The organism is Candidatus Alcyoniella australis, from assembly GCA_030765605.1.
Classification (GTDB): Bacteria; Lernaellota; Lernaellaia; order JAVCCG01; family Alcyoniellaceae; genus Alcyoniella; species Alcyoniella australis.
The window spans coordinates 20381-32363 of sequence record JAVCCG010000023.1 but is presented as its reverse complement, the minus strand read 5'-3'; the positions used below and the strand labels follow the sequence as shown (position 1 = coordinate 32363).

General features: G+C 57.5%; 7 protein-coding genes. 3 read left to right on the top strand and 4 right to left on the bottom strand.

Annotated elements, in window-relative coordinates:
- Positions 1-852, bottom strand: an 852-nt coding sequence (locus P9M14_03140) for a sigma 54-interacting transcriptional regulator (protein MDP8254720.1), incomplete at its 3' end; no start/stop codon positions are given.
- Complete coding sequence (locus tag P9M14_03135) at positions 849-3248, bottom strand: ATP-binding protein (GenBank protein MDP8254719.1); 2400 nt, start codon at positions 3246-3248, stop codon at positions 849-851. The genes P9M14_03140 and P9M14_03135, both read right to left, overlap by 4 nt.
- 408 nt (positions 3249-3656) lie before the next feature.
- Here P9M14_03135 and P9M14_03130 point away from each other — a divergent pair, with 408 nt between their 5' ends.
- Entirely contained in the window at positions 3657-4199 is a 543-nt protein-coding gene (locus P9M14_03130) for a class I SAM-dependent methyltransferase (GenBank protein ID MDP8254718.1), read from the top strand.
- A gap of 16 nt (positions 4200-4215) precedes the next feature.
- On the opposite strand, the gene P9M14_03125 is transcribed toward P9M14_03130, so the two are convergent.
- A complete protein-coding gene (locus tag P9M14_03125; protein MDP8254717.1) occupies positions 4216-6240 on the bottom strand; it encodes a cation:proton antiporter in 2025 nt (674 codons plus the stop codon).
- A gap of 198 nt (positions 6241-6438) precedes the next feature.
- Between P9M14_03125 and P9M14_03120 the strand changes: the two genes are divergently transcribed.
- The gene (locus tag P9M14_03120; protein ID MDP8254716.1) at positions 6439-7569 is read left to right on the top strand and encodes a BamA/TamA family outer membrane protein; all 1131 of its coding nucleotides are present in this window, start codon (positions 6439-6441) and stop codon (positions 7567-7569) included.
- Between the two features lie 150 nt (positions 7570-7719).
- Here P9M14_03120 and P9M14_03115 read toward each other — a convergent pair whose 3' ends face one another.
- Positions 7720-9174 (bottom strand): condensation domain-containing protein, encoded by a 1455-nt coding sequence (locus P9M14_03115; GenBank protein MDP8254715.1) that lies wholly within the window; start codon positions 9172-9174, stop codon positions 7720-7722.
- Between the two features lie 165 nt (positions 9175-9339).
- Here P9M14_03115 and P9M14_03110 point away from each other — a divergent pair, with 165 nt between their 5' ends.
- Positions 9340-11379, top strand: a complete 2040-nt coding sequence (locus P9M14_03110) for a tetratricopeptide repeat protein (protein ID MDP8254714.1) — start codon at positions 9340-9342, stop codon at positions 11377-11379.
- Positions 11380-11983: the final 604 nt, after the last annotated feature.

The window sequence follows — 11983 nt, the reverse complement described above, 5'->3', positions numbered from 1 at the left end:
GCGTACGTCCGCGCGCTGGGGCCGGGTCTTGCCCACGGGCACGTATTCGCCTTCCTGCAAAATGCGCAGCAGCTTGCCCTGGATCTCCAGGCTCAGGTCGCCGATCTCGTCGAGGAATAGGGTGCCGCCGTGGGCGCGGGCCAGGTAGCCTTCCTTTTCGCGCTCAGCGCCGGTGAACGCGCCCTTGGCGTGGCCGAAGAACTCGGACTCGAACAGGGTAGGCGAGAGCGAGAGCATATTGACCGCCACCAGCGGCCCGCTGCTGCGCGGGCTGGCGGCATGGATCGCGCGGGCCAGCAGTTCCTTGCCCACGCCGGTCTCGCCGGTGATTAAGATCGGGATCGACGAGGCGGCGTGCAGCTCGGCCTCGTGCAGCAGCGCGAGCGTCCGCGCGTCGTTGGTATCGATCGCTTTGAACGCCGCGGGATTTTTCAGCGTGCGGTCGAACCCGGCTTGCGAGCGCAAAATCAGCGACTGGATCAGCCGCTTGTGTTCCAATGCGCGCTCCATCGATTGCACGAGCTGATCGGGCACGATCGGCTTGACCAAATAGTCGTAGGCCCCGAGCCGTACCGACTTGATTACCAGCGGAATGCTGTCGTTGGCCGTGATCATCACGCATTCGGTCTGCGGGCTGCGCTCCTTGATGATCTTCAGCAGTTCCATGCCGTCGAGCCCGGGCATGGTGATGTCGAGCAGTGCCACGTCGAACTGCCGTTGCTCGATCAGTTCGGGCACGATGGTTGGATCGTCGATTGCGGTCAGATCGTCGTAGCCCTCGATGCGCAGCACGCGCTTGACGCTGTCGAGAAATACGAGTTCGTCGTCCACAATCAGGATCACTGCACTCATCGGCTTTTCCCCTCAATCGGCAGCAGCACCGTAAAGCGGCTGCCCTCGCCGGGATCACTGTGGACCAGCAGCCGTCCGCTATGCTCCTCAACGATTCGTTGGCTGATCGCCAGGCCCAGGCCCGTGCCCGACTCGCGGCCCTTGGTGGTGAAAAACGGATCGAAGATCTGCGACAGCACGTCGGCCGCAATGCCGCAGCCGTTGTCAGTAACCACGAACTCGATAAATCCCGGATCGTCCGGGGCCAGACCGGTGTGCAGCCGCACCCAGCTGTCGTCTTTGTCAGCGGCCTGACCCGCGTTGATCACCAGGTTAATCAGCACCTGCTCGATGCGGCCGATGTTCATGGTCACCGCGGGCAGGTCGGGCTCAAGCTCCACGTCGAAGCGTTTGACCGTCTTGCGCACCTGCTTGCCCACCAGAGTCATCACGTGCTCGATAAGCGCGTTGACGTCCTCGGGCCGCAGCTCCTCGGCCTCCTGACTGCGGATGTAGGAGCGCAGTTCCGAGACGATCGAGGTGATTCGCTCCGATCCGTGCTGCATGTTCTGCAACAGCTTGAACACGTCCTCGAGAAAAGCCTCGTAGGGCATGTTGAGGATCTTCAGTCCGGGCTGCCGCGCGGCGCAATCGTCGAGCAGCGGCCGGATCGCCTCGATGTAGCGTTCGAGGATCGGTAGGTTGAAAAAGATGAAGTTGTTGGGATTGTTAATCTCGTGGGCCACTCCGGCGATGATCTGCCCCAGGGCGGCCATCTTTTCAGCGCGGAACATCTGCTGTTCGGCCCGCTTGCGGTCACTGACGTTGCGCACCATCGAGAGCACGGAATCTTCGCCGCTGACCACCATTCGGGTTTCAAAGGTCCCGATCGAGCCGTTGGGCAGATCGAGGCAGTATTCGTAAATCTGCATCTGGCCCGTGGCCAGGGCCGATTCGATGTGCTCGATGGTCTGACTTGCGACATCGGGAGGTAGGACCTGGTGCACGCGTTTGCCCATGAACGCCTCGGGCGGCAGCAGCAGCATGTCGTCTTTGGCCGCCTTGTAGCTGATGAACTCGCCCTTGGCCGAAAACTGGAAAATCATGTCGGGCATTGCATTGAGCAGCGCGCGGTTCTGCTCCTCGGATTGGCGCAGGGCGGCCTCGGCGCGTCGGATTTCGGTCATGTCCACGACCACGCCCTCGCAGTAATCCAGGTCAGGATAGACCGAGAGCGAGTAGCGCAACGAGACCTGCGAGCCGTCGCGAAGGGTGACTGTGATTTCAATGCCGTGCAACGATCCGGCCTGCAGCTTGATCTTGTTTTGATCGCCGTTGCTCTGCAATAGGCCCTGTTCGCGGTACTGCTCGATAACTCCCTGGCGGTCGAGCAGGGTGAACCCGGCGTCGTCGATGCGGGGCAGGGCCAGCAGTTCGTCGAGCTCGTAGCCGAAGAGCTGCGCCATGTAGCGGTTGGCGGTCAGCAACTTGCCGTCGGAAAGACGAATGCGGAAAAGCCCGACCTGGGCGTTCTCATAGATCGTGCGGTAGCGCTCCTCGGAATTGCGCAGATCGTCGGCGCGCTGGACCAGCTTGCGCACCGCAAGCGAGAGGGCCGCGGCGAACAGCAAACCCATGCCGACGATCATCAGATCGACCAGGCCCAGCGATGAGAGCGTCTGGCCTTCCGCGGGCGCCAACGTGAGCATCCAGCGATGGCCGCCGATGTTGACCTCGTGGCCCGCAGCCCAGCGATGGGCGAGCACCTGCGCTGGTTCGCCGTCGGCGTAAAGCAGCTGATCGCTCTCGTAAATCGCCAGGTCGAACATCTGCCGCAGACCGTGGGACAGGCAGTCGTCGATCATATGATCGACGCGGAACACGGCGTTGAGATAGCCCGCGTGGCGGCCGTCGATGTCAAGCGGGAAGTAGCCGGCGAACCCGCGTCCGCCCTGGAGCAGGTTCAACGGACCCGTGACCTGCAACTGTCCGCTGCGTTCGGCCTCGAGGAATGTCGTCGCCGCGTCGGGATGCACGTGCAGATCCTTGCCCTTGGCCGCGCGATTGGGACCCTCGGGCACCACCCAGCGGATAATTCCCTGCGGATCGATCCAGTTGATCGCCAACAGGCCCGAGAATTTATCCTGGGCCGCCAGCGCGTGTTCGACGAAGTCGGCCTCGGATTGGATCTGATTACGGCTGAACAGATCCCGCAAATGGTCGACCACGGCCAGCCGCAGATTGACGTACTCCTCGATGCGGATCGCGGTATTGTCCGCGGTGATCTGGGAACTCATCGACTGCTGTTCGTTATACTGATAGTTGGCGTAGCCCCAGACCATGAGGATCAGCGACGCCAGTACGCCGAACACCGCCAAGGGCAGCCAGAACGTTCTTCTGGAATAATCTATCTTCATCAATGCTCTTTCATCCGGCGCTTTTGGAATATCTCATTTTGGTACGCAGTACTGAATTACTTGCGATTCAACGGTTTGTAATTAGACAATACCGTTTTGGTACAAGCAACCCCCAAAGCCGAAAAAATAAATTCCTAATAATCCGTCAAAACTATATGTAAATGCTAAACCCACGGCTTTTAGGCGGTCATGGCTCAGATATTGCATATATTTCGACCCGATCGATCCTTGTCAAGGGAGGATAACGTGAAATCGGCAGCCTCTGCGATATCAAGCAAAGCCCGAGGCGCCCTATTGGGCGCAGCTTAGAACGATATCGGCTGCCTGTTTTCATGACTAATCATGGACAATCAACTGACGCTCGGACGGCATTCGTCCAACGGATATTACGAGCCGGAAAGAATAAAGATGGTTATCAGTAAGCTGGCCACGCGCACACTGCTGAGCAATTTCTACCATAGGTTCGTCGAGCAGATGCAGCTTGACGGCGGCGAGCGCGTGCTCGAGCTGGGCCCCGGGGACGGGGCCTTGGCGCGCCATATCGCGCCGATCCTCGAGGGCAACGGCGGAAAGCTGACCTGCGTCGACGTCTCGGGCCAGTGGCTGGATGCAACGCGCCATACGCTACGCAAGCACGACAACGTCGAGTATCTGCGCGGCGAGGTCGATCGGCTCAAGCTCGAGCCGGGCAGCTTCGATGCGGTGGCGCTGCACTTCGTGTTGCACGACGTCTACCCCGGACGTCGGCTCGCGATATTGCAGGCGCTCAGCGGCCTGCTCAAGCCCGGCGGTCGGATCTTTTTGCGCGAGCCGACCAACAATTCGCGCGGCATCAAGGCCACCGAGGTCAGGCGGCTAATGCACGATTCCGGGTTTGAGGTCGTACGCTCCGAGGCGTTCAAGCAATTCGCCGTAGGACCGATCTTCAGCGCGACCTATTCCAAACATTGATCTGCTGAAGGCGGATTTAACTTTTAATGTTCAGCATGTTGTCGCGGAACTGCTTCTGCTGTTCCGGCTTGCCGATAACGGCCACAATATCGCCGGCCATCAGGCTGAAGTCCGCGTCGGGATTCGGCGCCAAGTCGCCGTTTCGCAGCACTCCAACAACGGAGACACCTGTCTGGCGCCTGATTTCCATCTCGCCAATGGTTTTGCCCGCCAACGTGCTGTGCGCCGTGATTTCCGTCCACTCCAGTTTAAACGCCCCCTCTGCAGATTGGAACTGTGAGAGCAGGCGATAATCCAATTTCTGATACAACGAGGAGTAGAAATCGCGGCGGACGGCGTCGGCATACTGAAATACGTCCGAGGGAGCAACCTGCATTTGAAGCAAGGCTTGTCGCGTCATTTCCAACCCGGCTTCGAATTCGGGTTGAACCACCTCGTGAACGCCGAGACCGTTTAACATTTCCATTTCCTCTACATTTTTCACCCTGGCGACAATCGGGAGCGAAGGGTTTTTCTCCGCCGCCAGCCTCACGATATTACGGACGTCAGCGATTCCCGGAAGCGTCACCTGAAGCAATTTGGCCCCCTGCAAATTGGCGGCATCCAGGACGACCGGCTGTGCAGCATCTCCGAAAACCACGGGAATGTTCTCCTGTTTGATTTCCTCCACTCGCTGGTGATCCAATTCAATGACAACGAAAGGCAGGTCAAGCTTTTTCAAAACCCGCGCCACGTTGAGGCCTACACGGCCCGCTCCGGCGATGATGACATGATCTTTCAGGCGGTCTGCGGGCAGGTTCGTTGTCTGTGGAGGCTCCTGTTGAAACGATCGTTTTCTGAGGGAATAGATTCGAGTCGTCTGACTGGAGATAAACGGGGTCATAATCATCGTCAAAACGGCAGTGGAGAGAATCAGCGAGTATAGTTCTTGACTTATTGAGTTGCTCGATACACCGAGACGGGCCAGAACAAAAGAAAACTCACCGATCTGGAACATGCCCAATCCCGCTGCCAATGGAACTACATTGCCATAGCCGAACAGGCGGGTGACAAGGGCGAAAACAGATCCCTTTCCCACCGTGACGAGTATGACAAGCAGCAACACCGTTGAGAGATTATCGAAAAGAAAGGCCGGATCGAGCAACATGCCCACCGATGTAAAGAAAAGCAAACCGAACAGATCGCGTACGGGAATGATCTCACTCAGGGCCTGGTGGCCGAAATCAGACTCGCTGAGAACCATGCCCGCGACGAAAGCGCCGAAAGCGAAGGGCAGACCGATGCGGTAGGTGGCATAGCCGATCCCGAGGCCGATCGCAGTAATTGCCAGCAGAAATAGCTCTCGTGATTTCCAGCGGGCGATTTGCTTCATCGCCCAGGGCAGGGCTTTGGTTCCCAGGACGACCATTACGGCGATGAACACAATCGCCTTGATGGCATCGATCAGTAACAGCCCGATGCCGATGGAGAGCTGATTCAGCTGGGGCAGAACGATCATCATCGGTACGATTGCAAGGTCCTGCACAATCAGCATGCCGATCATAACGCGGCTGGAGAGAGTCCCCATCCATCCCTGATTCATTAACGATCGGAGAAGAACCATCGTACTGGAAAGCGAGAGCATCGCTCCGAGCCAAATACGCTCTCCGCTTCCCAGTCCGAGGAAACCCCCGATCAGGTATCCGTATCCGAGAATCAGGCCTATTTGGATGGGCGTTCCGAGCAGGGCAACGTAGCGGACCGGCCTTAATTTCTTGAAGGAGAACTCAAGCCCCAGGGCGAAAAGCAGCAGCGCCACGCCGATCTCCGCCAGGAGTTCGATCTGATGAACATCTGAGACGGTTACGCCGCCAGTGTACGGCCCGATTGCGATGCCGGCAAAAATGTATCCGATAATCAGAGGTTGCCTTAATTTTCGGGCAACCAGACCACCGATCAGGGCGGCAATAATAATGACAACAAAATCAGTTGTGATACCCATCAGCCTTGATGCTTTCCATTTACGCCACGGGTTAATACGGTACTGCTTATAAAACAGCATACCACCGATGTGAAGTAGCTGCTTATTTGCTGATAAGACTTATACTTGCGCTATACGAATGTAGATCCTTGCAAACATCGAACAACGGCTGGCGATATTGCAGAGGGTCAGCAGTCCGCTAAAGCCGTGGGACCGATCTTCAGCGCGACCTATTTCAAACATTGATCGTTCAGCGGAAATTGTGCCAAGCTGATCCCCGTGAATGATCTGAGCATTGGAACCTTGGCCTGCCTATTGGTCGTTGTGCTGTTCGCGCCTGCAGCGGCGCGGGCCGACGAACAGCCGTCGGCCGAAGACTGGGGCTACGAGGAGCAGCTGCGGGACTTGCTCAATCCCGATCCCTACGGCCTAAACCTCTTTCCCGTGGCGCTGTACACGCCGGAGACCAGCTTCGGAGCGGGAGGCGCGCTGATCCTGACCATGCGCGACCCGCACCAGCCCCGCGATTCGCGGCCGGATACGCTCCAAGCTTTTGCCATGTACACCCTGAAGAATCAGGCGCTGCTGACCGTGGTCCCCGACGTGTACCTCGACGGCGAGAACTGGGAGATCAAGCTCGTCTGCGCCTACAGCAAGATGCCCGACTCGTTCTTCGGCAACGGCAACGACTCGGATGAGGACTCCGAAGAGAGTTTCGTGGCCCAGAGCGCCATGGTTCAGCCCTGGGTTATGCGCCGCGTTTGGCGCAGTTTCCGTCTGGGCGTCTGGTACGACCTCAAACGCTCCAGCGTGATCCAGCGCGAGCCCGAAATGCTGCTCGACCAACGCAAGCTCGCCGGATCGCGCGGGGGCCTGCGCTCGGGACTGGGCCCGGCCGTGGACTTGGATTCGCGCGACAACACATTTTTTCCCCTGCGCGGCGGGTGGTACCAGTTCAATGCCTGCTTTTACGAGGAGGCTTTGGGCTCGGACTTCGACTACCAGGCCTACGTGATCGACCTGCGGCGCTATATCGGCCTGGGCGGGATGCACGTGCTGGCAGTGCAGGCCTACGCCACCTGGCTAAGCGGGGGCGTGCCGTTTAACGAGCGCACGGACATGCAGGGCATCCGCGGGATTTACGCCGGTCGCTTCAACGACCGGATGCTGATCCGTGGCCAGGTCGAATATCGCTTTCCCATCTACTGGCGCTTCTCCGGCGCTACCTTCGTTGCGGCGGGAGACGTCTCGGACTCCCTACAGAACTACGAGCTGGAGCTGGTCAAGTACGCTGCGGGAGCAGGGGTGCGCTTTGCCCTGGACCCGGACGAGCGGATCAACTTGCGCCTCGATCTAGGCGTAAGCCCCTGGGGCGTATTCCCGTACTTCATGATCGGCGAATCCTTCTAGCCGGCTTCAAGCCGCCGCAAAACTCGCGCAAACACCAGGCGGTCGAGCAAGTTAACTATTGACAATTACCAGGGCCGGGGCAGTGCCTCGGCCCTTTTTTTAGCATCTAGGTAAACGAAGATTTTGAAACGAGTTCGCGATTACGGACCCTTACAGGTAGCCGATGGTCTTCTTCACCACCAGGCTCGAGAACTCCTGGGCGTCATCCTCCGAGATCAGGTGTTTTCCCAAAGCGAAGATGAAATACAGTTTTCCGTAAATCGTCCTGAGGATCAGGGCGTTCCCGGTCTTTTTGGTTGCGCCGATGCTCGAGTGGATATCGATCAGCTCCATGTCGCCGACGCGCTTGATCGCCGTCTGCCCGGTGGGCCTGCCGTCCTTCATCTCCGGCCAGACCACGCCCACGTTGGTCAGGAAATAGGAGAGCTTCTGTTCCACCAGGAGCCGCAGGAATTGGTACCGAATACCGATGGGCAAAATTCGGCAGATCATGGTCAGCTTTCGGCTTAGCCCGGATATTTTAAGGTCGTGGCCCGCGTCGAGTTTGCGCTTGCGGCAGGCGACCAAATATCGCAGCAGCGTCTCGGGATCGCGCCTGTCGGCCGAGTTGCTGGGGATCGTAATTACCGACATCGGATTGCCCAGGATCGCGGCATCGGACTGTGCCACCCGCAGCCGCTGGTTGACGGCCAGGCCGTGATACATGATCTCGCTCGGCGCGTTCCGCGAGCCGTTGAACTCCTGGATCGCCAGCTTTGACGCGGCCATCACCAGGTCCGACAGCGTGCCGCCTTCGCGCCTGGCCCGTTCCCGTAGGGCCTTTTGCAGATCCTGATCCGAGATGATGTGGCGGATCATGTTGCGGCCGTGCCCGCCACCAGGGTCGCTGGCCACGCGCACCGCCTGCCACATGGGGTACTTGCGCCACTCGGCCAGCAGGTCGCGCACAAATCGCCATCCGGAAACCGGCACAACGGGCGTGACGGCACCTGCCTGGGAGTGCATCCCCGACACCTGTGCCCAATCGGGCGCCGAGCCCTTGATCATTTGGTGATAGATGCCGAACAGATCCCGCATGAAGTCGAAAACTCCTCCGCCGTCCGTGACCACATGATGCACGACCATGGCCAGGCAGCATTGCTGCCGGGGCAGGAGGAATAGGATGAACTTGACCGGGTATTCCTGCTGCAGGTCGAGCAGATGATCGACCTCGGGCAACATCTGCGGGTGGATCCAGGCCTCCATGTCCTCGGGCGGATTCTCCAGCGCGGTGAAATCCCGCACCTCGAGCTTCGCGGGCTGCTCCCGGACGTGCCAGGCGAGCCTCCTGTAAAGCCCGAACCGCGTGGGGATCAGGTTCGCGTGAAAGTTCGGCCAGGCGGATTGAGCCTGGGCAAGCGCACTGTCCAGCGCCTCGACATCGCACGGGCCCTGAAAATGGAAGCAAGCGTAGTTGGTCTTTGTAAACCCCTCTTGCTCCCACGCGTAAATGGTCTCGGAAGGTACATCGAGAATGGTTGGGCCGGGTTTGGTAGACATCTCGCCATTATACTGCAATCGGTCACTTTTCAATAAGGGGCGCACGATATTAAGAATATAGAGCATTAGCTGTCATCCTGAGCCACAGGCGAAGGATCTACTTCCTATTGCCACATCGTGCATGTATCAGCACCGACTCCCGCCTGCCGGTCTTGCTCTTTTTTTCTCTTTTCCACAGAATAACTTGACCATACGGGGAATATATTCTATTGAGATTTAGGGGAGGTCTTTATGGGTTGGATCGAATGGTTTAATCAATTAAATAATGCTGTACAAATCGTCATCACTATCGCAGGCGGTCTAATAGGGTTATTAGGAATTTATGGCGTTTGTGTTGGTTTAAAATCCGTAATTATTACTCTCAGACACCAAAAGAGACTTGAGGGTAAAATTGATACATTATTGACGTATAAACCAAAACCGATTGAAGTTTCCACCACCTTCGACCTTTCCGCCATCTACGCCCCCTCCTCGTTCCACGGCCGGGAAAAGGAACTGGACGCAATCGAGGCGCTGCTGCAAGAGCATCGCGTGCTCACCCTGCTGGGCATGGGCGGTATCGGCAAGTCGGTGCTGGCGTGCAAGGCTGCTGAACGCGTCAAGGATCGTTTCGACGCTGTCTGGGGCTTCAGCTTCAAGACAGATATAACGCTGCAAAATTTCCTCAATGAGATCGGCAAGCGGCTCCTGGGCAAACCAGCTATCGAGGGGCTTTCCGAAAAAGAGCTTAAAGCGGACGTGTTGAACAGCCTGGCCAATGGCCGCCGCCTGCTGATTCTGGACAATTTTGAGACCGTGCTTGCCGCGATTGACAATCAAGACCAGGCCGCAATCGCCCTGAAGGATTACCTCTCTCGCATCGGCAGCAACACTTTACTAATGTTCACCTCGCGCAGACATCCGGTCGGTCTGGATGATGAGAAGACAATCAAGGTCGTAAGCCCTGAGCGGCAGACTGCCATCGACATCCTCTGTTCCGCCCTGGGTGATCGCCAACAGGATTACAGCGACGAGCAGCTAGACGGCATTGCGACCAAGCTGGCCGACCATCCGTTGTCGTGCAGGCTGATCGGTGGTTTCCTCGCTAGGTCGCCCCTTGACGCCCAGGACGCCGTAGAGCAGGTGCTGGACCTGCTTCCCCAGGCGCGCGTCGAGACCGAGCAAGAGAACCAGCGCAGCCTTGACGACTCACTCGATCTCAGCCTGCGCAACCTGCCCGCGGACGAGCTACGCATGCTGCGGGCCTGTTCGGTTTTCAAGGGCGAGTTCGTGTCCGAGGCCGGGGCGATTATGGCCGTGTTGATTAAAGACGACCAGCCTCAGACCGATTACGCCAACGAGCTACTTTTTTCATTGCACCAGCGTAGCCTGCTGGAGAACGGATCTGTTGCCCGCTATCCCGCTGTTAAAACCTACGCCTTCCACTCCTTGGTTCGCCAGACCCTACAGCGCAAACTCGATCCCGAGTCCCATGTAAAGCAGCTTCAGCTCCTCGGGAACTATGCGGATATGCTCTCGGAGTACATCGCACAAAAGCAGGGCATCGTACCCACTGATTGGCTGGTCTCGGTCCAGCAGATGCTTCCCGACCTAGTCCGCGGCGCGCGTAGCTTGGGGAAAGGTGGGGCGGCAGCTCTGGGCAATCTGGCAATCATGCTACAGAACCAAGGCGAATACCTGGAAGCCATCCGCATGCACGAAGAATGTCGGCAGATTTTCAAAAAGGCCGATGACAAGCGTGATGAAGCCGTGGCCCTCCACCAGATCGGCATAATCAATCAGAAGCGCGGCGATTTGGACGCCGCCCTGGAGCAATACCAGCAGGCGCAAGAGATATTCGACGAGTTGGGCGCGAAAATGGAGCAGGCTGCCGTCCTCCACCAGATCGGCAGGATCCATCAGGATCGCGGCGATTTGGACGCCGCCCTGGAGCACTACCAGCGGAGCATCAAAATTAAACGCGAGATCGGCAACAAGGCGGGCATCGCCTCATCCCTCCACCAGATCGGCAGGATCCATCAGCTTCGCGGCGATTTGGACGCCGCCCTGGAGCAATACCAGCAGAGCATGAAAATTAAGCGAGAGATCGGCGATAAGGCGGGCGAGGCATTAACAACCGAGGCCATCGGTCTTGTTCGAAAGGACCAAGGAAGAATTGAAGAGGCGATTAAGCTGGTCGAACAAGCGATTCAAGCCTATCAGCAGATCGGCGCCAAAGCAGAGGTGGCGAGGGCACAACGCAACCTCGACCGCATGCGCGGCATGTTGTAGGGCGTTTTACGCCAGTTCACAACAAATTCACCATCCGTACGTAGATCCTTCGCCTGCGGCTCAGGATGACGGTTTGTCGTATGATAACAAGGCGATATAACGCTGTCGGTCGCGCGCGGGCTGTCACCCTGAACGAAGTGAAGGGTCTACGCCCTACAACCACCAATCGTCCATTATAGACAAATTCCACGTGCGCACGTAGATCCTTCGGCCCAGGGCCTCAGGATGACAAATTACACACGATATTAAGAATATAGAGCGTTAGCTGTCATTCTGAACGAAGTGAAGAATCTACGTTGGAACGCCAAATTTCGCTCGCCTTGTCTAAAATGATTTGACACGCCTCCCCCTCCACTGGTAAAATATAGTGGTGCTCATTGAAATCTAAATCTCGGACGGCGAAAGGAAATTTGCGCCTGAAGTCGTGTAGTTGACATAATGTTTTGCCAAAATTTCCATACGATTATTTCGCATTAGAATCAGCAACTTACAAACCTGCGAAAACTCAACCTATGCGATCAACTAAGCCCTATCGTACTCGCGCGGAATTACAGGGAAATCGCGCCAAGTTGCGAATGTTTGATCGTATGCTTACCTATCGCAC